Genomic DNA, 24,316 nt, shown 5'->3' on the forward strand with positions numbered 1-24,316 from the left:
ACTGTCAGGGGATTACTAAAGCAGGACAGAATGGGTCCGATGGCAAACGCAATCGCCACCCGCCATAAAGATGTACCTCTGGATGATTGATCTGGGTGTAAACTATAATCATCTCGTTGCTGCCATGGGAGCCTATTGCGTGTTGTTCAGCGGGGTTTTGCATTTGTCTGCCAATTCGGCTCGCAGGCGGTACATTCCATAGGATAATTTTTCAGTTCCCTCTTGCCGTTGAACGAGCGGGCGGCTAACCCAGCGCCATGACTACAACCGTTCGCTTTGCGCCGTCACCGACGGGCCATATTCACATCGGCAACAGCCGCACCGCCTTGTTCAACTGGCTTTACGCCAAAAAGTCCGGCGGCACGTTCATTCTTCGTTTCGACGATACCGATACGGAGCGTTCGCGTGCCGAGTTTGCCGACGCCATTGCAACAGACCTGCAATGGCTCGGGATCAATCCGGACCGGATCGAACGCCAGTCCGCTCGTGTCGAGAGCTACGATCTGGCCGCTGAAAAGCTCAAGGCGGCTGGGCTTCTTTACCCGTGCTATGAAACACCTGAAGAGCTTGACCGGCGCCGGTCCCGTGCGCGGGCGCTAGGGCGGCCACCGGTCTATGACCGCGCCGGGCTGAAGCTTACGAATGACGAGCGGGCAGCATTTGAAGCGGAGGGGCGCCGTCCGCATTGGCGGTTTGTGCTTCCCAATCATGATGGCGACCCTTTCGTCACCCGAAGAACCGAGGTGAGCTGGGAGGACTTGTGCCGCGGTGCGCAGTCTGTCGATCTGGCAAGTCTTTCCGACCCGGTGCTGATCCGTGAAGACGGCACCTATCTCTACACGCTGCCGTCCATTGTGGATGACATCGACATGGGTGTCAGTCATGTGATCCGCGGCGAGGATCATGTCGCCAATACGGGTGTCCAGATCGCGATATTCGAGGCGCTGGAAGCCAAAGCGCCGGTCTTTGGTCATCACAATCTCCTGACGACCCGGGACGGGGAGGGGTTGTCCAAACGCAAGGGTGCACTCTCCATCGGCTCGTTGCGCGATGCCGGGCTGGAGCCAATGTCGGTGGCATCTCTTGCCGTATTGACCGGCACGAGCCATGCGGTTGAACCCATGGCGGATCTTGAGGCGTTGGCGGAAGCTTTCGATCTTGCCTCCGTGTCCCGGTCCTCGGCCAAGTTTGATCCCGAAGAGGTCAATGGTCTGAACGCGCGTCTTGTCCACGACATGCCCTATACTGCTGTTTCGGGACGGTTGACGCGGCTCGGGATTGTTGGTGGCGAGGCGTTCTGGCTTGCTGTGCGCGGCAACTGCGGCAAGGTTGCTGACGCGCAGGTTTATTGGCAGATTGTCACAGGCCCTGTTGAAGGCATTGTCGGGGATGATGATCAGGATCTGATCGCAGCGGCCCGGGAAGCCCTGCCTGATGGGGATATCACCGAAGAAACCTGGTCCGCATGGACCGGTGATCTCAAGGCCAGGACCGGCCGGAAGGGCAAGGCCCTGTTCATGCCGTTGCGCAAGGCGTTGACGGGGCTGGAGCATGGCCCGGACATGAAGGTTCTTCTGCCTTTGATCGGCCGTCAGAGCGTTTTGCAGCGTCTTCAGCCCTGAGTTGACCTTGGCGGTTTGACGTTTCCAGCGCGAATTGTGGCTGACCGATGCAGTGTTTTTTGGTCAGCCGCTCCCCGGTGCGTCTGGATTGAATTTGTCAGCCGCTTCGAGGAGCTGGTTGCAAATCCCGTCCAGTGCTTGTCGCTGGGCCGCATCAAGGCTGTTCATCAGTTCATTGGAAAAAGCGAGGGCTTGCGGGACGAGTTCTTCATAGGTGGCGCGGCCATTGCGGGTCAGTTGCAGAAAGACTTCGCGCTGGTCGCCTGGGTTGTTTTGCCGGTGGATCAAGGTCCGCCGTTCGAGAGCGGTTACGGCGCGGCTGACTTTGGTCTTGTGCATGTGGCTTCGGCGGCCGATTTCCCTTGAAGTCACTGTGCCGTATTGACCGATGATTGCCATCACCCTCCATTCCGGAACGCTGATCCCGAACTGTTGAGCATATATTTTGGAAAAGGAAAGGCTGACGCGCTCCGCCAGGATGTTCAGTCGATAGGGAAGAAATGTCTCGAGGCTGAGGACGTCAGGCATCCCGGCCGCCTGTTCTGCCATTGGGTCCGTTCCGGTGGGGTGCTTGGGGGAATGTGTCATGATGGTGCGTCTCGCCGGGCCGCCTGTGTAAAGAATGCCGCTGGACAGTTTGCCAATTGCCAAGCTCCTTGGCATGATTGTGGTTGTTCCGGCTGCATTCCCGGGTTTTGTCTCAAGAAAAAGAGACGCCGGAACTTTGGGTAAAACACGTGAGATGCGTTTTGCCTCTAAATTGTCTATATCTTGTATTCTTTTCCGCGGCCTGAGCAAACTGTTGAAAACCGGAATGGTGCAGGGCTTTGAGGCGCGTGAATTTGCGAAACGCGGTGAAAAGCTGAGAACGTCGCCGGAACTTAGGGAAAAATTGATCATTTGCGATCGATAGCGATGTTACGGGTTTTAAAACGCCCTGACACAATCATAAGAGTGCTGCCATGAGCAAAAGTTTCGCATCAACCGATGATACGGTCGAAAAGAAAATCACCTTTCAGAATATCGGAAAAGGTTGTTATGCCTTTACTGCCGAAGGGGATCCGAATACCGGAGTGATCATCGGCCGTGATGCGATCATGGTTGTGGACGCACAAGCGACACCGGCCATGGCTGAAAAGGTGATCGAGCAGATCCGGAAGGTCTCTGACAAGCCTATAAAGCACGTCGTTCTCACCCACTATCACGCGGTGCGTACTCTGGGTGCGAGTGCCTATGGGGCCAGCGAAATCATTGCTTCGGATTTGACGAAACGAATGGTCGAGGAACGCGGGGAAGCAGACCGGAAGTCGGAACAGGAACGGTTCCCGCGCTTGTTCGAAGATGCTGCCAGCATTCCGGGCCTGACCCGGCCGACAATGAGTTTTGCGTCGTCGATGTCGGTCAATCTCGGTGATCTGGAAGTGCGGATCATGCATTTGGGCCGGGGGCATACGATGGGCGACGTGGTCGTCTGGGTGCCGGGCTCCGGCGTGATGTATTCGGGTGATTTGGTGGAGTACAAATCTGCCTGCTATTGCGGAGATGCGCATTTGGCCGATTGGCCGCGCGCGCTCGACCGAATTGCTGCCTTCCGTCCAAAAGCTCTGATGCCGGGACGTGGCGCGGCGCTTGTAGGACCGGAAAAAGTCATTGAGGCGATCAGACTGACACGTGACTTCATTGAGACCCTGCGTGATGCCACGGCGGCTTCTGTTGAAGCCGGATTGAACCTGAAAGAGACGTTTTTGGCGGTGCGCGATGTGATGGATCCGAAATTCGGGACCTATGCGATTTATGAGCATTGCCTGCCGTTCAATGTCGCGCGTGCTTTTGATGAAGCGTCCGGCATTGATTTTCCGAAAGCCTGGACGACGGCGCGCGACAAGGAGCTTTGGAGCAGTCTTCAAGGGGTGGTGAAGCAGACCGGCTCCGGACAGGAACCGGCACAGGGAAAACAGGACCCCAAGCCGAAAGGCCACGGAAATGAGGCAGGTCCGGAACCGAAAGAGGGTGGTCAGGACGCGCCGAAGGACGGGGATCCGGCATCCGAGGCGCGCAAGGACGGCGGCGGCAAGGCTTCGACGGGTGCGCCTGAAACCATTCGGGACGAGGATCGGAAGCCGGAAGGCAAGGCATCTCAAACTCCGGCTCAAAACGATGCGGGCGCACAAGGCCGTTCGGATAGCAGCAAGCCCGGAGAAAAAGCAGTCGAGACGTCTGAGAGGCACGAGGACACTTCAAAGCCGAAACAGCCTGAAATTTCTGTCAAGGAACTGGAAATGCAGCTACAGGACGCCTTGAGCAAGGAAATGGCCCAAAGTCTCGGAGAAGTGGCTCCGTCAAAACCGCAGGACAAAACAGAAGATCAGGACAAGAAAACGGCTGACCCGGTTGTATGAGCTTGCGCAGGCAGCCGCACGAACGGTAGTTTGAAGATCGCTGGACCGCTCACCCGCATGTGAGCGGTCCGTTTGTTTGGGAGATAGGTAATGCGATTTCTAGCTCGTGCCGGTCTTGCAGTGGCAGCATTTGTTGCCCTGGTTTCAACGGCACCTGCCGCCGAAGAACCGGATTTGATTTTCAAGAAATCCACTGTGTGGAAGTTCCTGACCCCGGATCACAAACTGGCCACTTATGCGATCGACGATCCGCTGGTTGATGGTGTGGCCTGTTACTTCACCGTACCTGAGAAGGGCGGAATTTCCGGTTGGATAGGGGTTGCGGAAGAAGTGTCGGACGTTTCGCTGGCGTGCCGGCAGGTCGGGCCGATCAAGATCAAGGACACTTTTGATCAGGGCGACGAAATGTTCCGCCAGAGCCGGTCTATCTTTTTCAAGAAAATGCGGATCGTCCGGGGCTGCGATACCAAGCGTAATGTGCTGGTTTACGTGGTCTATTCAGACAAGTTGGTCGAGGGCAGTCCGAAGAACTCGACATCGACGGTTCCGATCATGAGGTGGGGCGAATTGGACCCGCCGCATTGTGCGGACTTTATCGACTGACCTGAAGATTGGTACCTGGAACCTGCGCCACCATGTTCCAGGTGCCGGGGTCAGCTTTCCACCGGAGTGGCAGCCAGCCGCTCAACTCTCTTCACCTCTGAATCGTCGCAGAAGTGCTTGTACAGCACGGCCATGATGTCATGTGCCGCGTCGCTGACAAGACGATAGTAAATGGTAGTGCCTTCGCGGCGGGTCACGACGAGACCTTGTGCGCGCAACAGGGAAAGCTGTTGAGAAACCGTCGGCATGCGCATGCCGGTCTTTTCAGCGAGATCCCCGACGCTGCATTCCCTGTCCCACATTTGACACATGAGCAGAAGCCGGGGTGCAGAAGCGAGCATCTTAAGGAACTGCGCGGCATTCTCCGCTTTTTCCTCAAGGGCTTTTTGATCCATCATTTTATATTGCCGTCTTTAAATAGGCCGCCCCACCTGCGGCTGGATACTGTTCCCACCGGAATTATCATTGTTTGGTTTAATATCTTTCTCCTTCAGTGTCGATAATCGATAACGACCAATCGGTCCGAAGATACGACAATAATTGTTACAGACGCCCGACAGCTGGCAGAATGACATACCCCGATCCGCAACCGATTCCGGTGGTGAGGCACATTGTTTTTTGCTGGAGTTCGGATTGGGTAGCGCCTGCGCCAAGGGCAAAGGTCACAAGACCGCCAATCGGAGCGGCGAACAATGCAAGCAGGAAGGCGAGGACAAACAGGCGGTTCAACATGGGACGGTCTCCTCAAGGACGGCGGTTAAGCGTCATTGAGGAAACCTTAGTGGCGGGCGCTTGAACCCTTGGTGAGTGGCGCGTTCAGGTCGCGTTCAGCATTATTAATTCTTGGTAGAGTATTGAAATATATAAGATTTAATAATTTTCTGTCATGGCTTTGGCAAGTGCGTTTTGCAGGACTTCATCGCGTCCGTAGATATCTTCCCGAAAGTGCGTGGAGCCGTCCTTGTTCATCCATGCGGTCAGATAGGTCAGATGCACCGGAATTTTCTGATCAAGCGTGATGACATGCCGTTGACCGCTGTCGCGCAAGCTCTCCAGCTTTGCGCGGTCATAGCCCTGGCTGGCCAGCAGCACATCCCCGAGCGCAAATGGATCAGAAACCCGGATGCAGCCGTGGCTGAAATCGCGTTGCGCCCGATTGAACAGGGATTTGGCCGGTGTGTCGTGAATGTAGATGTTGAACTTGTTCGGGAACATGAACTTGATCCGGCCGAGCGCATTTCCGTTGCCGGGATCCTGACGCAAACGGAAAGGAAAGTTCGATTTCGAATAGCTGTTCCACGCGACCTGTGCCGGTGCGATCTCGGCACCGTTCTGGAACACGCGGATGCCCTTGCCGGAGAGCGAGGACGGATTCCTTTGAAGGGAGGGCAGGTATTCGTTGGTGGCGATTGACCGCGGCACATTCCAGTACGGATTGACTTCCACATAGGACATCTCGTTGGAAAAGACCGGGGTCGCATGATAGGGCTTCCCCACAACAACAGGGGCGGTGTGCCAGGTCTGGTCGCCCTTGACGACTTTAAGGTTCTGGTCGGCCAGGTTAACGAACACGTAGGTGTCGCCGAAGTAGTCCGGCATCCAGCGCCGCCGCTCCATGTTCAGTTCCATCTGGATCAGCTTGTCCCGGATCGGGGTATTCAATGCGGCAAGGGTGGCGGGGCCAATTACGCCGTCTGTTTCAAGCCCGTGATAGGACTGGAAGGTTTCGACCGCTTCCACGAGGCTGCCGTCATAGAGGCTGCCGTCATAAATGTCTCCGGTGTGGCCGCCGGCAAGCAAGTAGTCCTCTTCTGTCAAGCGCTGGCGTAATATGTCAAGCCGGGGGTCGCTCATTCCGGGTTTGAGAACGTCGCCATCCGGGACAAGAGTAAAGCCGCCGGCAGCTGCCTTGCCGCGGTAATCCTGCAGGCGTAACTGAAGGCGTCTGTAATTGGGGGTCTGCGGTGCGAGGCTCGTCAGAAATGCGCTGTAGTCGATGGCAGCTTCTGCATTGGAGAACAGCTCCGCGGCGACTGGCCTGTCCGGAAATAGGTTCAATGCCTTGTTGATCTTGTTCGGCTGGACGCGTCCTGAAGACAGGTGGGTCGCATAACGCAGGAACTGTATGCTGAGATCGATATCGAGTGTCGCCCAGTCGGCGGCTGTTTTTGCGGTTCTTGCCCGTTCAGAAAGCCCTATCGGGTCGTAGTTTTGCGGGTTGAGTGCATGGACATTGGCGTCCGCAAAGGCTTCCAGCGTCAGTCTTGCGTTTTCGGTCAAGCCGTTCGGGCTGAGCCAGACCGGATCATAGTTGCGGCTGACATAGAAGTTCAGCAGGCTTTCATCGATTGTCTCGGGCAGTGTGTCCCTGACGGCCGCCGCGATCGGGGTCTTGGGCTGATGTGTGCCAGTTGCCGAAGGCAATGCACTTCCGGCTGGAGCTGTCGCCTGCGCAGATGCCGGTATGGAGAGGCCGTAAAAGCAAAGCCCCACGCTCATCCCGGCAGCCGCAAGTCTGGTCACCACGCGCATTTATCACCCTCCCGATGATTCCCTTGGGTGACTTAGCGTATCCAAGTCATTGGCGCTGTCCAGTTGCGAAAGCGGGTTCATTACCCAAGTTGATTGGTCATGGTGTTTTTGCTTCGTTTTTGTGCGTTGTTGACAGCAGAAAAACCCGCATCCAAAGAGCTGAATGCGGGCGAGGCGACAAGTATCGAAATTATCGCAAGTGGGGCCTTTAATTCGCGATGTCTGAAGCAAAAACTCTGCTCAGACCCTCAGCATACCCAGGATCATGTTTGATTGCTTTCGCGTAGGCTTTACCCAGTTTTTGGCCGGCAATGACGTCGCTTGGGTAGTGAACGCCGGCAACCACTCTTGCGTGGCCGAGCTTTTCGGCAAACGCAACGAGTTCCTCCGCGCGGTCCGGGAAAATGTCTGCAAGAACCTGCCCATAAAACATGGCGTGTGTTGAATGGCCGCTGGGATAACTTGGACTCTTGCTGGGCTCTACGAGAGGATGAACCGACGGGCTTCGCAGGAAAGGCCGCGGGCGGGCGTAGGTGTCTTTCACGCTGCGATAATGCGGATAAATGTCTTTCCACGCGGCATCAACAAGGCCTTGCAACGCTGCGCCGTTTACGCTCAGCAACTCTTCGGACAGGATTGGTGCGAAGGTCTCCAATGAGAAATCGGCGGTTTCAATTGCAAATGCGATTTGCTCTGTTGTCCTTGTCCTTTGCATCCAAAGCACGACTGCAAGATCTGCCTGATCTTCGACCGACCCGTTTTCAGGTGGTGGACCTATCAATTGGGCTCCGTCAACAGCTTCGATCGAAAGCCCATTGTGTGCGGGAATATCCTTTGCCTGCAGGGCTCCGGAAAAGGCGATGGTGACGATTAGCAGAAAGGGAAGGACCGCGCGCTTGAACATTTTGGCTCCATGTCATTTTTGAGGCGGCGGTGGCATTTCAGGGGTACTGTGGTCTTTTTGTGGTTGGTTTGGGAGTGAGGGGCGTTTTCGAAGAATTGAGCGCTTATATTTGTGCAGAAATATCAGGCGAGCGAACTCTGTGCGCTACGAAAGTTGGCGGTCGTGCATTGATTAGGAGCACAGGCTTCCAAAAGGAGCTCTGCGGACCTCTTCGTCCGCCGAATAGTCACTTAATTCCCTAGGCCCTCCATTTGTGGATCAATTGTGGCCTTGACCGCGAAATCAAAAGCGGGTCATAACGGCAGCCATGATGACGGCCACACGGAACATCATTTCGATCACCATTATTTGCAGCTAGCGACACCGCTGGCTGTGGCCGTTCCTTCTTGCGCAACACCTTGAGACGGATCGCCCGGCCAGCCGGCCAGGAGACTGTTTGACATGCGCGCGCCTGAAACCGTTTCAGAGACAGCGATTACCGGAAGCTTCAAGGGCTTGCGGCTGACCAATACATTGACCCGCAAGAAAGAGGAGTTTCTTGCGATCAATGACGAAAACGTGCGCCTGTATGTCTGTGGTCCGACCGTTTACGACTTTGCGCATATCGGGAATGCGCGCCCGGCAATCGTGTTTGATGTCCTGTTTCGCGTGCTCAGAGAGCTCTATGGCGCGGAGCACGTCACATATGTGCGAAACATCACGGATGTGGATGACAAGATCAACGCACGTGCGCTGCGGGACTTTCCCGAGCTGCCGCTGAATGAGGCTATTGCGAAGGTTACGAAAACGACGGCGGATCAATATCACAAGGACGTCTTGTCGCTCGGCAATCTTGCGCCGACCCATGAACCCCGGGCGACCGATCACATTCCGGGCATGATCGAGATGATCGGCAACCTGATCACCCGTGGCCATGCCTATCCGGCTGGGGGCGAGGTGCTGTTTGATGTTGGCTCCATGGCCGCCTATGGTGGGTTGTCTAAGCGCAATCTGGACGAGCAGAAAGCCGGTGCCAGGGTCGCGGTTGACGCTCACAAGAAAAATCCGGGGGATTTTGTCCTTTGGAAACTCTCATCCGACGAAGAGCCGGGCTGGGACAGCCCGTGGGGCCGGGGGCGTCCGGGCTGGCACATTGAATGCTCCGTGATGAGCGCGTTTCATCTTGGCAAGGTGTTCGATATTCACGGGGGCGGGCTCGACCTGATCTTTCCGCACCACGAAAACGAAATTGCCCAGTCATGCTGCTCGCACGGAACAGACCGTATGGCAAATGTCTGGTTGCATAATGGCTTCGTTCAGATCGAGGGAAGGAAGATGTCCAAATCCGAGGGCAACTTCTTCACCATCCACGAGCTTCTGGAAACGGAGAATTTCGGTGGCCGGAAATGGCCGGGCGAAGTGCTGCGTCTCGCCATGCTGATGTCGCATTATCGCGAGCCGATCGATTTTTCCGTGCGCAAGCTGGAAGAGGCGGAACGGCTGCTGGCAAAATGGCCGGATGTTGTTGCGACCGATGTTGCGCCCGCCGCATCTGTTGTTGAACCCTTGCTTGATGATCTGAATACAGCTGTCGCGATCCAGGCGCTTCATGCCTTGGCGATAGCTGCCGGCAAGGGAGACGCCAGCCTTGAGGAATACTCTGCAAGTGCCGCGCTGTTGGGTTTGAAACCGGTCATGGTGGATACCTCGGGTCTGGACAAGGCATCGATTGACGCCCGTGTTGCCATGCGGCTGGAGCATCTCAAGACGAGAAACTTCACAGAGGCTGACGCTATCCGCGACGAGCTGACCGCGGATGGGATTCAGCTGAAGGATGGCAAGGACCCCGAGACCGGGGAGCGGATCACGACATGGGATGTGAAGCGGTAGGGGACCATCTGTAACGCCGGTCGGGTTTCGCACTCGGCCGGCGGTTTGCAGCGCCAAATTCAGCGCAAGGCGATTGCCGGAAACTTTCGGTTTCGTCTCGACGATGGAGGAAAGTCATGAGCAATCGGGTTTTTTCGGGAGGATGTCAGTGTGGCGCGGTAAGGTATAGGGTCGGTCAGTTCGGACGGGCTTCGATTTGCCATTGCCGCATGTGTCAGAAGGCGTTCGGCAATGCGTTCGGGCCCCTTGTCACAGGCCATGACCTTCAATGGACCCGTGGAGCACCCAGGCACTATCATAGTTCGAACAAGGTACGCCGCGGGTTTTGCTGCGCGTGCGGGACACCTTTGACCTACGAACCCGAAGGCGGAGCGGTAGAAGTCGCCATCGCAACGCTCGATGACCCGAATGGAACACCTCCCGCGATACAGGTGGGTATGGAAGGACGTCTCGATTGGTGTCCATCCATGCCGAAATTGCCGGAGCGTTCCAGCACTGATGACAACGGCGGTTTTTATGCCGGTATTGTCTCCTATCAGCATCCGGACCATGACACCGACACTTGGCCTCCCGGAAGAGGTCAGGGCAATTAACTTGCTAGTACTCCGGAGTAGAGACGATGGACAGGAAGGTGTTGTCAGGCGGATGCCAATGCGGTGCGGTTCGGTACAAGTTGAGCGGTCTGGGCCGCGCTGCCATCTGCTATTGCCGGATGTGCCAGAAGGCAATCGGGAGTTTCATAACGGCGCAGGCACGATATGAGGAAATCGAGTGGACACGCGGAACGCCTGCGTATTTCTGGAGTTCCAACAAGGTCAAGCGCGGGTTTTGCCGGGAGTGTGGAACGTCCCTGACATATGACCATTTCGACAAGCGCCTGATCGTGATTGCGTCTCTGGACAATCCGGAGCTTGCACCGCCGACAATTCAGGCGGGAACCGAGGGGCGCCTGTCGTGGTGTCCCGAATTGCCCGGCATACCGGCGTGCACGACAGATGAAGACGTGCTGGCGGACAAGTATTATGAGGGGCTGATATCCTATCAGCACCCGGACCACGACACTGAAATCTGGCCCCCGGCCGAATTTACCCCGGATCGAAAAGAATGAGCCAAAACAAAAAAGAACGACTGTACCTCTTTGACACGACCTTGCGCGATGGGGCGCAAACCAGCGGTGTTGATTTTTCGGTCACCGAAAAGATCGTGATTGCAGGGCTGCTCGAGCGGCTGGGGGTTGATTATGTCGAAGGCGGATATCCGGGAGCCAATCCGACGGATACCGAGTTCTTTTCCAAGAAGCGGACCCAATCCGCAACATTTACAGCCTTCGGGATGACCAAGCGGGCGGGCCGGTCCGCCTCGAATGATCCAGGGCTTCAGGGGTTATTGGCTGCGCAGTCCGATGCGATCTGTTTTGTTGCGAAGTCCTGGGACTACCACGTCCGGGTCGCGCTGGGCTGCACAAATGATGAAAACCTTGAATCGATCACCGATAGTGTGAAGGCGGCTGTCGCGGCAGGCCGGGAAGCGATGATCGACTGCGAACATTTCTTCGACGGTTACAAGGCCAATCCGGACTATGCACTCGCCTGCGCCAAAGCCGCATACGATGCAGGCGCACGCTGGGTTGTCTTGTGCGACACGAATGGCGGCACGTTGCCGGACGAGGTCAAGGCGATCGCCGGCGCGATTCAAAAGGTGGTGCCGGGCGATCACTTGGGCATCCACACCCACGATGATACGGGACATGCGGTCGCAAATGCGCTGGCCGCCGTGGACGCCGGTGTACGCCAGATCCAGGGAACGTTGAATGGGATCGGGGAACGGTGTGGCAATGCCAATCTGGTGACGTTGATCCCGACCCTTATGCTGAAACCGCAATATGGTGAGCGCTTCGAGCTCGGGGTTACCGAAGAGCAACTGGGTGAGCTGTCCGCGATTTCGCGGACGTTCGATGAAATTCTCAACGTCTCCCCTGACCGTCATGCGCCTTATGTCGGTGAAACAGCCTTTGCGACCAAGGCGGGCATCCACGCGTCCGCGATCCTGAAGGACCCGCAAACCTACGAACATGTTGCGCCGGAATCGGTTGGCAATAAACGCCGGGTTCTTGTGTCGGATCAGGCAGGCAAGAGCAATCTGCTCGGTGAGCTGGCCCGGCTCGGCGTAGACGTCGACAAGTCCGATCCGCGTCTCGACGGTTTGCTTGCAGATGTGAAGCAACGGGAGGCCGAGGGCTATGCCTATGAGGCAGCTGATGCGTCTTTCGAGTTGTTGGCCAGGCGTGCCTTGGGGGGAGTTCCGAGCTTCTATGAAGTTCAGTCTTTCCGGGTGATGGTTGAGCGGCGCTATAATGCCATTGGGCAACTGGTCTCTGTGTCGGAAGCAGTGGTCAAGGTGGTTATTGACGGCGAAACGCGCATGTCTGTTGCGGAGGGAAATGGTCCGGTCAACGCGTTGGATGTCGCCCTGCGCAAGGACCTTGGCAAATACCAGTCGGCCATAGCGGGGCTGGAACTGGTCGATTATAAGGTGCGCATATTGAATGGTGGCACTGCAGCAGTGACGCGCGTCCTGATCGAGAGCCACGATTCACGGACCCACAAACGCTGGTTCACGGTCGGCGTGTCGAGCAATATTGTCGACGCCTCCTTTCAAGCACTCACTGACTCCATTACATACGCTCTGTTGAAAGCAGACGCGCCCTGATCTTTTTTCACCATGGGTGACGTCAATTCCCTGGATTGATCAACCCCATGGTTCCGGAAAGTTATTCTGACGGGCGTGAAGTGCGCCTTGGCGTCACATTGGCCGTTTTGGCATTTGTCATGTGGGGTTTGCTGCCGGTTTACTACCGGCTCGCGGATGCCGCCTCCATATATATGGTCGTTGCCAACCGGGTCCTCTGGGCGGCGGTCTTTCTTGGTTGTTGGCTTGTGCTTTCCGGACGATTGCAAGAGGTGCTTCAAGCGCTAAGAGCGACCAGAAACCAATTTCTGCTTTTTGGTTCTGCCTTGCTGATCGGGAGCAACTGGCTTGTCTATGTCTGGGCGATAGAGCACAATCGGGTGCTTGATGTTTCGCTTGGATATTTTGCGAACCCCTTGTTCAACATATTGCTCGGGCGGTTTTTTCTCGGAGAGAGACTGACAAGGATCCAGTGGATTGCAGCCGGATTGACCGTGTTTGCCTTTGTTCTGGAAACAGCCGGGGCAGGCCGTCTGCCGTGGGTGTCTGTCTATCTTGGCCTGTCGTTTTCCGGATATGCACTGGTCAGGAAAAAAGTTCCTGTACGCGCAGCGCCTGCGATCCTTATTGAATTGTTGATGCTTTCGCCGATAGCGCTCGGGTTCATCGGGACGCGTTTGTGGCTCGGGGGTGGTGTTGAATTGTCTGGGCAGTCCATGCTGTTGGGTGCCATTCTGGCAGGAACCGGTCTTGCGACCATGACGACGCTTTTGTGTTTCGGAGCGGCGGCGCGGCGCATACCGTTGATCAGCCTCGGCATGCTCCAAAACATCGAGCCATCCATCCATTTTCTGGTTGGGCTGACAGTATTTGGCGAGCCGCTCCTTGTCTCGCGCGAAATTTCATTTGTGCTGATCTGGATATCCCTTGCCATCTTCAGCTATGGCAGCTGGTCAGCACGGGGGCGCCCGACGAACCCCGGTACCAGCACGTAGGTGTCCGCCGGATCAAGCCGGGGACTTCCGCTCGGCTTGCACCTTGGACGATGCATGCTGTCTCGTTTTTCCACTGTCCAGTTTGGCCGGAATTGCCGGAACCGACTGCGCAATTCGATGGAGAGGCATTTCCCTCAAGGATGCTCGGCGCTGAGTATGGGATCTTGCGAATCGAATTAAAGCTTTTTCATCTTGCATGGTCGGTGGTACAGCTCACGATGGCCGATTTGCTTTGACGATGAATTTTGCAGGTTGGGCCCAGTGAGCCTTTCAGGGGATCGCGCATCGGGTTGGTCAAACGGGAGCTGCTTCCGTCTGAGCTGTCTCGAACAAAATGACATCTCTCGCGTTGTGCCGGAACTTTGTCGCCTGCAAACGCATTGCCGAAAGAATGATGCATGACCGAAGCGACAAGCGCAGCGGTATCCGCTGATCGTGCGCAGTCCGATGAGTTCAGAACAGGCCTGCTGCTGGCGCTGGCGGCCTACGGCATGTGGGGTTTTTTGCCGGCCTATTACAAGCTGACCTCCTCAGTCCCTGCCGATCTTGTGGTGTCGCATCGGATCCTCTGGTCGGTACTGTTTGTCGGTCTGTTTCTTGTCGCAAAAAAGAGAGTACATGAGATTGCCGAAATCCTGCAGCAACCGCGCATGGTGGCCCAGCTTTGCGCGTCTGCATTGTTGATCGGCGGTAATTGGCTGGTGTTTGTATGGGCGATCGAAAACAACAGGGTTCTGGATGTGTCCCTCGGTTACTTCGTGAACCCGCTCGTGAGCATTCTCGTTGGCCTTGTGGTTCTGAGGGAGCATTTGCGGCCGCTCCAGTGGCTCGCCGTCGGGCTCGCTGGCATGGCGGTTGCCGTGCAGGCGATTTTGGCCGGGGGCTTGCCTTGGGTCTCGCTATTCCTCGCGGTTTCCTTTGCAGGCTACGCCTATGTCAGGAAAGTCACGCCGGTGCGCGCAACGCCGGGTCTGTTTGTCGAAGCCTCGCTCCTGCTGCCTGTGGCGGTTGGTTATCTGGCGTTGAATGCGTCCTGGGGCATTGATGCGCTATCGGTCTCCGACCCATTGCTTTTGCTCGCGCTGATGGGGACCGGTATCGTGACGGCTTTTCCGCTGGTTTGCTTTTCTGCTGCCGCCCGGCGCCTTCCAATGGTGATGATCGGACTGATGCAATATCTTGCGCCGTCCCTGCACTTTATCATGGCAGTTTTTGTCTGGGGCGAGCCGTTGAAACCGGCGACCCTGATGACATTCTCGGTCATCTGGATTGCGCTGGGCGTCTTCAGTTTTGACAGCTGGCGGCGCTTCAAAACGGTGCAGGGAACTGTGTCCAGGACCGCCTCCCCCTGACCGGGGGGCGCTGACGAGCGGTTGGTATATGTCCCCTAGAGTTCTTGAACAGGCGCCACGCCGTATTCGGGAGCGCTGTCCGTTTCGGGGCAGCTGATGGCCTGTGTCAGAAGCGGGATTGTCTCGTCGACGCTTCTGGCAACCAGATAGGGGACTTCGGTTTCCGGCCGTATGAACCCTTGAGCGCGCATGTGATCGAGCAATTCCAGAAGCGGCGACCAGAACCCGTTGATATTTGCAAGTACGATCGGCTTGCGGTGCTGGCCAAGCTGGCCCCAGGTCATCATTTCGACGGCTTCCTCGAGCGTTCCGATCCCGCCGGGAAGCGCGATGAACCCGTCCGACTTCTCAAACATCAACTGCTTGCGCTCGTGCATGTCCCTGGTAATGACCAAGTCCTTGAGCGAAGCCAGCATGACCTCGCGTTCCTTCAGGAAATGGGGGATGATGCCCGTCACCTGACCACCTGCCTCAAGGGTCGCCTCGGCCACCGTGCCCATCAGGCCGATGGAGGCGCCGCCGTAGATCAGACGAATGTTTTCAGACGCCAGACGTTGGCCGAGAAGTCTTGCGGCAGCCTCATAGGACGGATCGGACCCGAGGCCCGCACCGCAATAGACACAAACGCTTTTGATTTGATTGGAATTCAGACTGGTCATGCAGCATGTTTTGCATCGGTCCCGCATCAGGTCAAGTTCGGTAGTGTTCCAGAATTCGGCAATATGCTGTTTTCTTGCTGCAAACTGAAAAGCCGTTTATTCATGCTTCGGTAAGGGATCTAAATCAAAAGCTCTTTAAACGTGCAGAAGAGCTTGCAGTGTTGAACAGACCGCGAGGCCGGAAGTTGGGCCGGTTTCCGGGGCAGGATTGAAATGACAAGAAAAACACTGACTTGGGCAGTAGGGTTGGCGTTTGTCGTCGGGATTGCCGCCATGATCACGGCGGGTGTTTTCGAAAACCGCCAGCGTGACGGTCTTGCGCCGGTAAAAGAACAGGTGGCCTCCGAAAATGCCGGGTCCGGGGCGGGCGTGCAGGCGGATTCTGATGCGGCGGGAATATCGGTGGCAACCGGGCCTGAAACTGTGGTCTCCTCCGAACCGCAAGACACTCAGCCGCCGAAGTCCAATGACGGGCAGGGGGCAGCTGACGCCGGCAACGCAGAGCCGGATTTGCGCTTTGATGTTGTCGGTGTCGAGCCGACGGGCGACACCGTTGTGGCAGGGCGCTCGGATGCGGGAGCAATTGTCGCACTGACGGCAAATGGCGAAGTGGTCGGCAAGACCATTGCCAATGCCCGCGGTGAGTGGACCATTGTTCTGGACCAGCCATTGGCGCCTGGAAACTACGATGTTGGCCTGTCAGTCCTGAATGAAGACGGCCAAACCAAGTCGGAAAGCCCGCAGCGTGTGGTTGTTTCGGTCCCCGAAGACGGGAAAGAGCAGCCTCTTGTGGTTTTGAATGCGCCGGAACAGCCGTCAAACATCCTTCAGATGCCGGCCGGACAACGGGTGGCTGACGCTTCCGCTGTGGCCGGCGAAACGCCAACCGGTTCGGAGCAAACGGCCGCCGGGCAACAAACCGGCGATGTGTCGGCAGCGTCTGCGGATACTCAACCCGGCGGCATCACACAGGCTGGCGGGCAAAGCCTTTCCGAAACTGCAGGCCGGGCTACCGGCTCCGCTACAGATGCGCAAACGGATGCAGCTGCCTCAGCAGAAACCGAAGGCACGCCAACATCTGATTCTGAAAGAGATACACCGTCTGTGACCGTGGAGGCGGTCGAGACCGAAGCAGGCAAGATGTATGTGGCTGGAACCGGGGAACCAGGTACATCGGTCAATGTCTATGTCGGAGATGAGTTTGCGGGGCAGGCAAATGTCTCCGGTTCCGGCCGGTGGCTTTTGGAAGAAGACCGTGAAGTGGGCGCGGGCAACGTTGAAATCCGGGTGGATCTTGTCGAAAAGGGCACGGATAACGTTGAGGCACGGGCTGCCGTCACCTTTGCAAAGGAAGCGGACCAGCAGATTATTCTGACCAAGGTATCTGCAAGCGGGGCGGCAGGCGACGGCCATCATGCTGATACGGTCGAAAACCCGTTGCCGATGGTGATCATCCGGGAAGGCGACCATCTTTGGAAGATCTCCCGGCGGCTTTATGGCAGTGGAGTGCGCTACACCACCATTTACCAGGCTAACCAGCATCAGATCCGCAACCCGGACCTGATTTATCCGGGTCAGGTGTTTTTGACGCCGCATGGCGATCTCGGCTGGGAAGCAGTCCCGGCGCAATGACGCGGATAAACCGGATGGAAAAAGGCGGGCGGCTTGCCCGCTTTTTTTGTTGGGGCTTGCCGAACAGGCATTCCATCGCATATTTACGATGAAACGCGTTTCAGGATGCTTGGTTCATGGATACGGAAAAACAACCCGAAATCGAGTGTTCTGGTGGACCCTACACCGCCGATGAAGAACGCCAATGCGGGCTTGCTAAAGTCTACCGCGCACTTGGTCATCCGGCACGGCTGATGATTCTGGAAAAGCTCGCGCGGCAAAACGGGGCTTGTTGCGGCCAGATCGTCGATTGCATGCCTCTGGCCCAGTCGACGGTTTCACAGCACCTGCAGGTGCTGAAAGAGGCCGGTATTCTGGCCTGCAAGGTGCAGGGCCGGACCTGTCATTATGCGCTGGACAAGACGACTTTGGTTCGCGCCGCACAAGCGTCAGACGCGTTCCTTTCCCGATTGTGCGATGAAGCACCGCGCGAAAGTCTGGCCGAGAAAACCGGAAACCCTGACTGAAATTATCAGGTGTTTCCACAAGGAGTAGTTTTTTGACAAACCACACCTATGCGCAAGGCAGCGCCCGCGTGGCAGAAAGTTCCGGGAAGAATGCCGAAACGCCCGGGAACAGAAAGCCGGTCAGCGCGGACGAGGGGACGACTTTCGAGACGCTCAAAAATCTCTGGCCCTTTATCTGGCCAACGAAGCGCCCGGATTTGAAGCGGCGGGTGGTTCTGGCGATGGTTATTCTGGTCATCGCCAAGATCGTTACGGTCTTGTCGCCCTATTTCTTTGCCTGGGCGTCGGATGCGTTGACCGGCGAGACCTCGACACTCCCGGCCTTTCTGGTTGCTCCGATCATGCTTGTGCTTGCCTACAATGCGGCACGGGTTTTGGCGGTCGCCTTCAATCAGCTGCGTGATGCGATGTTTGCCCGTGTGGGGCAATATGCCGTCCGGCAACTTGGCAACATCACCTTCCGCCATCTGCACGCCCTGTCGCTTCGCTTTCACCTTGGACGGCGAACAGGTGGCCTGAGCCGGGTGATCGAGCGTGGTGTGAAAGGGATCGAGTCGATTGTCCGCTTCACCATCTTGAACGGCATTCCGACCATACTCGAATTCGCCATCATGGCCGTCGTGATCTGGTATCAGTTCGGTTTTGGCTATCTCGGCATCGTCGCACTGATGATCGTTGCCTATGTGTGGTTCACCATCAAGGCGTCGAACTGGCGGATCGGCATTCGCCGGGAAATGAATGACAGCGATACGGAGGCCAATTCCAAGGCCATCGACAGTCTGCTGAATTTCGAGACAGTCAAATACTTTGGCAATGAGAAGATGGAAGCGGCGCGGTTCGACCGCTCCATGGCGAAGTATGAAAGTGCAGCCACGCGTACCTGGACATCACTCGCGTGGTTGAACCTCGGCCAGACGGTGATCCTCGGTATCGGCATGGCGGCCTGCATGGTGTTGTCGGCCCGTGCCGTTATGGCTGGAACCCAGACCATCGGCGATTTTGTCCTGATCAATGCTCTATTGATGCAGATGTCGATCCCGCTCAATTTTATCGGTTTCATCTACCGGGAGGTGCGCCAGGGGCTTGCCGACATCGAGTCCATGTTCGATATCCTGCATGTGCCCGCCGAAATTCAGGACAAACCCGGTGCGCCGGCGCTGCGGGCGGTTGAGGGTTCTCTTCATTTTCAGGACGTCCGGTTTCACTACAATCCCGAACGGCCCATCCTGAAGGGAATTGATTTTGAGGTGCCTGCGGGCAAGACGGTTGCGATTGTCGGGCCGTCGGGAGCCGGGAAATCAACCATCTCCCGGCTGTTGTTCCGGTTTTACGACGTGACCGGTGGCGCGGTGCTGATTGACGGTCAGGACGTCCGCGATGTGACGCAGGAAAGCGTCCGCCACTGCATCGGGATGGTTCCGCAGGACACGGTTCTGTTTAACGACACGATTGCCTACAATATTCGCTACGGCCGTCCGGATGCGACGGACGAGGAGGTGCGTGAAGCCGCAAGGATGGCGCAAATCCATGCGTTCATCGAGCATCTGCCGGAAGGTTATGACACGGAAGTTGGCGAACGCGGGCTGAAGCTGTCCGGCGGCGAAAAGCAACGGGTGGCCATCGCGCGAACGATCCTGAAAGCACCTCCGATTCTGATTCTCGACGAGGCGACCTCGGCTCTGGACACCCACACGGAGCGCGAGATCCAGACTGCCCTTGATCAGGTGTCGAAAAACCGGACAACGCTTGTGATCGCGCACCGGTTGTCGACGGTCGTGAACGCAGATCAGATCATAGTTCTGGAGGCGGGACATATTGCCGAGAGGGGAACCCATGCCGAGCTTCTGGACAAGGGTGGTCTTTATGCATCCATGTGGGCCCGCCAGCGCGAGGCGGACGAGGCGGAAGAGCGCTTGCGGGCAGCAACAGAACAGGATGAAAAAGGGTTCGTCCGGCGTGGCGCCAAGGCTGAAGAAAGCCTAGTCTGAAGGTCTTTGCAGGATCTGGAGTGACGCCTGTCTTATGCCGCATCACAGCTGGCATTGGCAGGGCCCGGATCGTTTGCGGGCAGACATGGGACGGCAGCGTTCCCCTGTTTTCTGCCGGGTTTTCTGATCCTGAACAGCGACAGGAAGGCTCTGCTTCGTAATGTGCGGGCGCGGGCGTCGTAGGACCGGATCAGTTCTGGGGTGAGTGAGGGCTCGATATTGTGCATGGTGCTGTCTCCTCATTGGATGTCTGCACCATCGCTTTTTTCAGATGTTGGAAGAATTGGTCTTGTATCGAAGACGTCTTTCGATAATTTCGAATAATGCGTGTCGATGATCTTCGGTTTTTCACAAGAGTGGCCGCACTTGGCAGCCTGTCGGCGGCTGGCAAGGAAATCGGTCTTTCGCCCTCGGCCTCCAGCGCCCGGTTGACGTCTCTTGAAAAGGCGGTCGGAGCGCAGCTTGTGTTCCGTACCACCAGAAGTGCTGCATTGACCGAAGCCGGGCAAGTCTTGCTCGAGAGCACAACCGCCGCGCTCTCAACCCTGGATGCGGGTCTGGCTGCTCTGGAGGCCGGCCGCGATGCGCCGCGTGGATTGTTGAAAATCTCCTGCAATGTGTTTTTCGGCCACAAGCATGTTCTGCCCTTTTTGAACGAGTTCATGGAGCTTTATCCCGATATCCGGTTCGAACTCAGTTTCAGTGATCGTATCGTTGATATCGTCGAGGAGGGCTATGATCTCGCCTTTCGCGGGGCGCCATTGCCGGATTCGTCATTGAAGGCGCGGCGGCTCGGCGCAAACCAGCGTGTCTTGTGTGCTTCCCCGGACTATCTGGCGCGCAAGGGCGTCCCGAAGACACCGGCAGATCTGGCCAATCACGACTGTATCGGGATCAGCCAGATCCCGGTTTGGTACTTTGAAGGCCCAAATGGCGAAATTGCCCAACAGGTGACGCCTTATATCGCCGGCGACAGCGGTGGATATTCAAGTGACGCTGCCTTGCAGGGGCTCGGGATTGCGGTGAAGTCCGGGGCCCATATCTGGGAAGAGCTGCGCGACGGGCGGTTGATTGCGATCCTGCCGGAGTATCCGGTCGCGCGTACCGGAGCCGTCTGGGCGGTCTCGCCACCGGGAAATTTCACGCCGCCGAAAACCAGGGTTCTGATCGATTTTCTGCTGAACAAATATGGACGGCCCGCCTACTGGGAATTTGATCTTGATAAACTCTATGCAGACCACGCGGAAATCCTGAGACAAAAGGGCATACTTATGTAGGCCGTCTCGAAACCGCTTCATTTCATTGCCGAAACCGACTAGAAGACCCGGTTCAAGAGAGGTTTTGCCGGGGTTGCCGTTTCGAAGCCGAAGCCAGTTCGGTTTCCGGCGGGCCCGCTGTCGCGAAGGACGTGTTGATGTCGCTTGTTGATTCCGTAACCAAGGCCTTTGTCCCGGTGCACCGGGAAGGCTGGCCGTTTATTGCCATTTCTCTGGTTGCAACCCTCGTGGTCGGCTATTTCGTCGATCCGCTGTTCTGGATCGGCCTGATCTTTACCGGCTGGATTTGCTACTTTTTCCGAGACCCCAAGCGGGTAACGCCTGTGCAGGAGGGAATTGTCGTCTCGCCCGCAGATGGTGTTGTGAGCCATATCGGCCCGGCACGCCCGCCGCAGGAGCTGGAACTTGGCACAGAGCCGGTGTTGCGCATTTCGATCTTCATGAATGTCTTCAATTGCCACGTGAACCGTGCGCCGATGGCAGGCAAGGTGACGCGGGTCGCGTATCGTGCCGGCAAGTTCCTGAATGCCGAACTCGACAAGGCGAGCGAGCATAACGAACGTAATGGCCTCGTGATCGAGACCGAACACACGAAGATCGGTGTCGTCCAGATCGCCGGTCTTGTGGCGCGGCGCATTGTCTGTTTCGTCCGTGAGGGGGAAAACCTGGGAGCGGGTGACCGGTTCGGGTTGATCCGGTTCGGATCGCGGCTCGATGTCTATTTCCCGAATGGTGCTGCGCCGCGGGTGGCGCTCGGACAGAGCATGATTGCTGGCGAAACCGTGCTGGCGGATCTGACGCCGGGTGCTGAAGGTACCGGGCCGCTCACACGGGCAAGCTGAGGAACGATGGTGACCAAGCATCCAGACGGCATTACCCCGGAGGGGGATCAACAGACAGTCCCGCCGCGCCGCGACCCCAGGTTCCGGCAGGTGCCCATCCGGTTGATCCTGCCGAACATGGTGACGCTGCTCGCTCTGTGTTCCGGCCTTACCGCGATTCGCATGGCGTTCGAAGGGCGCTGGGAATTTGCGATCGGGGCTGTTCTGGTGGCAGCTGTTCTGGATGCGCTGGACGGCCGTGTCGCGCGCTTGCTGAAAGGCACGTCAAAATTCGGCGCGGAACTGGATTCCCTGGCCGATTTTGTCAATTTCGGCGTGACACCGGCCCTGATGCTCTATGTCTGGGCTTTGAATGAAGCGGGGTCTATCGGCTGGATTGCTGCGCTGATCTTTGCGATCTCCGCTTCCTTGCGGCTCGCACGGTTCAATGTGGCGCTGCATGACCCGTTGAAACCCGTCTGGGCGGCGAAGTTCTTTACCGGCGTTCCGGCTCCGGCCGGAGCGCTGACGGTACTGATGCCGCTCTATCTGGAATTTCTCGGTCTCTTGCCTGATGCGCCGGAAGTCGCGCTTCCGGTTGCCGCCTATACCGTCGTGATCGCCTTCCTGATGATCAGCCGGCTGCCGACCTTTTCGGGCAAGACACTGGGCAATCGCGTCCGGCGCGACCTGGTGCTGCCGTTGATCCTCGTGGCTGTTCTGCTCGTGGCTCTTGTGGTCAGCTATCCGCTTCGCATGTTGACGATTGGCAGCGCGCTCTATCTGGCAACGATTCCGTTTGCCTGGCGGTCGCATCGCAAACATCTCGCAGCTGATGCCGTGTTGCAGGGCGCGGACGATGATGGCGATTGCGAGGATACCGATCTCGATCATCTCGGTGACCGCGACAAGGACGACCATAGCTGACTTGGGGTCAAATGGCGCGGCGGTCTGAACGCGTTCCAAGCCGGACCAGAAGCCAGTAGACAAGGCCGCCCAGAACCGCGCCGAGGATCCAGCCAAAGCCGCTCAGACTCTCGAGCGCCGGCCACCAGACCGACAGGATCGAAAAACACGCTCCGATGGCCAGTGCTATCAGGGCGCGGCCATTATAGCCTCCTGAGTAGGCGTAAAGACCGTTCCTTGCCGCTGAGTAAAGTTCTTCGACCAGGACCTTGCGCCGTTTCACGACATAGTAGTCGGCGACGATGATGCCGTAGGCGGGCGCGAGAAAAGCACCGAGCGTGTTAACGAAGCGGCTGATACCGAACTCGGAAATGAAGCTGACCCAAAAGGCGCTGACCACAAAGGCTGCACAGGCGGCAATCAGGCCGCCCGTGCGAAAACTGATCCGGCCCGGCCACAGGTTCGACAGATCATTTGCAGGCGGGACGTAATTGGCGATGACGTTGATACCAGCCGTTGCGACAAAGAACGTAAGCCCTGCAACGACCGTCAGGAGCGTGTTGTCGACCCTTTGAACGACTTGGACCGGATTTGTCAGGTGCTCGCCGAAAACGGCGGTCGTCCCCGCAGTGATACATAATGACATCGCCGCAAAAAGAGCCATGTTGAAGGGCAGGCCGATCAGGTTCCCCAGGCGCATCTGGCGTTCGCTTTTCACAAAGCGCGAAAAATCACCAAAATTCAGGATTATGGGTGCATAAAACGCGATCATGATGCCCATGACCGTGACAAACGCAGCCACGGGACCGTTCGGGTGGCTGCCCCGGCCTTCAAAGGCGCGCCCGATATGATCGGTAAAGCCCGGACCTGCCGCGACCCAAAGGCTGACCAGCAGCACCAGCATGACGAGATACACGATCGGACCGGCGAGATTTAAAAACCGGCGGATCCACTCCATTCCCTTCCAGAACAACATCACCTGAACCACACTGACGATCACCAGCGCGACCCAGCCGAAAGCGGTGACACCCAGGAACGTTGCCTGAGGGCCGGGACCGAACAGGCCGGTGATCAGAAGCAGGATTGCAGTCGAGCCGACATAGCTTTGTGCGCCGTACCAGAAAATGGCGACTACGCCGCGCATCATTGCCGGAACATTTGCGCCGTAAACCCCCATGCTGGCGCGTGCGAATACCGGAAAGGGAATCCCGTACCGGACGCTTGGCGCTCCGATCAGGTTCATCAAGAAGGCGGCAATGAACCCGGACAGGACGATTGCGGTGAAGACCCACCATCCGTTGAGCCCGTAATTGAAGAAAAGCGATGCCGCGAGCGTATAGCCAAGCAGACTTTGTGCGCCGTTGGCCCAGGTGTTGAACAAGGCAGCCCAGGTCCAGTGGCGCGCCCTGCCGGGCACAGGGGCGAGATCGTAATTGTAAAGCCGCGGATGGGGATCTGCGGGAACGTAGGTGTCGCTGCTGCGCTCGGTGTAACGGTTGCTCAAGCTTTGGACCTTTCCCTCGCGCGACGGATGATTCCCTGAATTCGAGTGTGTCCCGGATT

The 24,316-nt window shown here is 57.2% G+C and carries 23 protein-coding genes and 1 pseudogene; 16 read left to right on the forward strand and 8 right to left on the reverse strand.

What is annotated here, in order from left to right:
- Positions 1–257 precede the first annotated feature (257 nt).
- Positions 258–1,622: a glutamate--tRNA ligase gene (gene gltX, locus E1297_RS30455; protein WP_155144757.1), complete on the forward strand. Its 1,365-nt coding sequence runs from the start codon at positions 258–260 to the stop codon at positions 1,620–1,622.
- A 63-nt stretch (positions 1,623–1,685) separates the two neighbouring features.
- On the opposite strand, the gene E1297_RS30460 is transcribed toward gltX, so the two are convergent.
- Positions 1,686–2,210 carry a MarR family winged helix-turn-helix transcriptional regulator gene (locus tag E1297_RS30460; protein ID WP_244327946.1) on the reverse strand — a complete coding sequence of 175 codons (525 nt, stop codon included), beginning with the start codon at positions 2,208–2,210 and terminating at the stop codon, positions 1,686–1,688.
- A 34-nt stretch (positions 2,211–2,244) separates the two neighbouring features.
- On the opposite strand from E1297_RS30460, the gene E1297_RS30465 reads away from it, so the two are divergent.
- The 3 genes and pseudogenes from E1297_RS30465 (at position 2,245) to E1297_RS30475 (ending at position 4,624) form a co-directional block, all read left to right on the forward strand.
- Positions 2,245–2,535 carry a hypothetical protein gene (locus tag E1297_RS30465; protein WP_155144758.1) on the forward strand — a complete coding sequence of 97 codons (291 nt, stop codon included), beginning with the start codon at positions 2,245–2,247 and terminating at the stop codon, positions 2,533–2,535.
- Between the two features lie 49 nt (positions 2,536–2,584).
- A pseudogene (locus E1297_RS30470) lies at positions 2,585–3,532 on the forward strand (MBL fold metallo-hydrolase); the annotation flags it as partial.
- Positions 3,533–4,111: 579 nt separating this feature from the next.
- Complete coding sequence (locus E1297_RS30475; RefSeq protein WP_155144759.1) at positions 4,112–4,624, forward strand: CreA family protein; 513 nt, start codon at positions 4,112–4,114, stop codon at positions 4,622–4,624.
- 50 nt (positions 4,625–4,674) lie between these two features.
- On the opposite strand, the gene E1297_RS30480 is transcribed toward E1297_RS30475, so the two are convergent.
- The 4 genes from E1297_RS30480 to E1297_RS30495 form a co-directional block, all read right to left on the reverse strand.
- Positions 4,675–5,022 (reverse strand): helix-turn-helix transcriptional regulator, encoded by a 348-nt coding sequence (locus E1297_RS30480; RefSeq protein ID WP_209016091.1) that lies wholly within the window; start codon positions 5,020–5,022, stop codon positions 4,675–4,677.
- Between the two features lie 145 nt (positions 5,023–5,167).
- Positions 5,168–5,356, reverse strand: coding sequence for a sugar transporter (locus E1297_RS30485; RefSeq protein WP_155144760.1), 189 nt, complete (start codon positions 5,354–5,356; stop codon positions 5,168–5,170).
- Between the two features lie 138 nt (positions 5,357–5,494).
- On the reverse strand, positions 5,495–7,156 hold the full coding sequence (locus E1297_RS30490; protein WP_209016092.1) for a murein L,D-transpeptidase: 1,662 nt from the start codon (positions 7,154–7,156) through the stop codon (positions 5,495–5,497).
- 208 nt (positions 7,157–7,364) lie between these two features.
- Positions 7,365–8,060 carry a phosphatase PAP2 family protein gene (locus E1297_RS30495; RefSeq protein ID WP_155144761.1) on the reverse strand — a complete coding sequence of 232 codons (696 nt, stop codon included), beginning with the start codon at positions 8,058–8,060 and terminating at the stop codon, positions 7,365–7,367.
- Between the two features lie 441 nt (positions 8,061–8,501).
- On the opposite strand from E1297_RS30495, the gene cysS reads away from it, so the two are divergent.
- The 6 genes from cysS (at position 8,502) to rarD (E1297_RS30525) (ending at position 14,964) form a co-directional block, all read left to right on the forward strand.
- Positions 8,502–9,929, forward strand: coding sequence for a cysteine--tRNA ligase (gene cysS / locus E1297_RS30500; RefSeq protein ID WP_155144762.1), 1,428 nt, complete (start codon positions 8,502–8,504; stop codon positions 9,927–9,929).
- Between the two features lie 116 nt (positions 9,930–10,045).
- The gene (locus tag E1297_RS30505) at positions 10,046–10,522 is read left to right on the forward strand and encodes a GFA family protein (protein WP_155144763.1); all 477 of its coding nucleotides are present in this window, start codon (positions 10,046–10,048) and stop codon (positions 10,520–10,522) included.
- Between the two features lie 26 nt (positions 10,523–10,548).
- Positions 10,549–11,037 (forward strand): GFA family protein, encoded by a 489-nt coding sequence (locus tag E1297_RS30510; protein ID WP_155144764.1) that lies wholly within the window; start codon positions 10,549–10,551, stop codon positions 11,035–11,037.
- Positions 11,034–12,638 (forward strand): citramalate synthase, encoded by a 1,605-nt coding sequence (gene cimA / locus E1297_RS30515; RefSeq protein ID WP_155144765.1) that lies wholly within the window; start codon positions 11,034–11,036, stop codon positions 12,636–12,638. The genes E1297_RS30510 and cimA overlap by 4 nt, the downstream gene beginning before the upstream one ends.
- A gap of 47 nt (positions 12,639–12,685) precedes the next feature.
- Complete coding sequence (gene rarD / locus E1297_RS30520; RefSeq protein ID WP_155144766.1) at positions 12,686–13,612, forward strand: EamA family transporter RarD; 927 nt, start codon at positions 12,686–12,688, stop codon at positions 13,610–13,612.
- Between the two features lie 398 nt (positions 13,613–14,010).
- Positions 14,011–14,964 (forward strand): EamA family transporter RarD, encoded by a 954-nt coding sequence (gene rarD / locus E1297_RS30525; RefSeq protein WP_155144767.1) that lies wholly within the window; start codon positions 14,011–14,013, stop codon positions 14,962–14,964.
- Positions 14,965–14,999: 35 nt separating this feature from the next.
- Here rarD (E1297_RS30525) and E1297_RS30530 read toward each other — a convergent pair whose 3' ends face one another.
- The gene (locus tag E1297_RS30530; RefSeq protein WP_155144768.1) at positions 15,000–15,623 is read right to left on the reverse strand and encodes a TIGR00730 family Rossman fold protein; all 624 of its coding nucleotides are present in this window, start codon (positions 15,621–15,623) and stop codon (positions 15,000–15,002) included.
- A gap of 213 nt (positions 15,624–15,836) precedes the next feature.
- On the opposite strand from E1297_RS30530, the gene E1297_RS30535 reads away from it, so the two are divergent.
- The 3 genes from E1297_RS30535 (at position 15,837) to E1297_RS30545 (ending at position 19,749) form a co-directional block, all read left to right on the forward strand.
- Entirely contained in the window at positions 15,837–17,255 is a 1,419-nt protein-coding gene (locus E1297_RS30535; RefSeq protein WP_155144769.1) for a LysM peptidoglycan-binding domain-containing protein, read from the forward strand.
- A 116-nt stretch (positions 17,256–17,371) separates the two neighbouring features.
- Complete coding sequence (locus tag E1297_RS30540; RefSeq protein ID WP_155144770.1) at positions 17,372–17,761, forward strand: helix-turn-helix transcriptional regulator; 390 nt, start codon at positions 17,372–17,374, stop codon at positions 17,759–17,761.
- A 68-nt stretch (positions 17,762–17,829) separates the two neighbouring features.
- Positions 17,830–19,749, forward strand: coding sequence for an ABC transporter ATP-binding protein/permease (locus E1297_RS30545; protein WP_368669749.1), 1,920 nt, complete (start codon positions 17,830–17,832; stop codon positions 19,747–19,749).
- A gap of 32 nt (positions 19,750–19,781) precedes the next feature.
- On the opposite strand, the gene E1297_RS30550 is transcribed toward E1297_RS30545, so the two are convergent.
- A complete protein-coding gene (locus E1297_RS30550) occupies positions 19,782–19,976 on the reverse strand; it encodes a hypothetical protein (RefSeq protein WP_155144772.1) in 195 nt (64 codons plus the stop codon).
- Between the two features lie 96 nt (positions 19,977–20,072).
- Here E1297_RS30550 and E1297_RS30555 point away from each other — a divergent pair, with 96 nt between their 5' ends.
- The 3 genes from E1297_RS30555 to pssA all read left to right on the forward strand — a co-directional run bounded on the left by E1297_RS30555 (position 20,073) and on the right by pssA (position 22,774).
- Complete coding sequence (locus E1297_RS30555; RefSeq protein WP_155144773.1) at positions 20,073–21,026, forward strand: LysR family transcriptional regulator; 954 nt, start codon at positions 20,073–20,075, stop codon at positions 21,024–21,026.
- 137 nt (positions 21,027–21,163) lie between these two features.
- Positions 21,164–21,868, forward strand: coding sequence for a phosphatidylserine decarboxylase (locus E1297_RS30560; RefSeq protein WP_155144774.1), 705 nt, complete (start codon positions 21,164–21,166; stop codon positions 21,866–21,868).
- Positions 21,869–21,898: 30 nt separating this feature from the next.
- Entirely contained in the window at positions 21,899–22,774 is an 876-nt protein-coding gene (gene pssA, locus E1297_RS30565; RefSeq protein WP_368669750.1) for a CDP-diacylglycerol--serine O-phosphatidyltransferase, read from the forward strand.
- A 7-nt stretch (positions 22,775–22,781) separates the two neighbouring features.
- Here pssA and E1297_RS30570 read toward each other — a convergent pair whose 3' ends face one another.
- Positions 22,782–24,257 (reverse strand): NCS1 family nucleobase:cation symporter-1, encoded by a 1,476-nt coding sequence (locus E1297_RS30570; RefSeq protein WP_155144776.1) that lies wholly within the window; start codon positions 24,255–24,257, stop codon positions 22,782–22,784.
- Positions 24,258–24,316 lie beyond the last annotated feature (59 nt).

It is taken from the genome of Roseibium sp. RKSG952 (assembly GCF_009711355.1).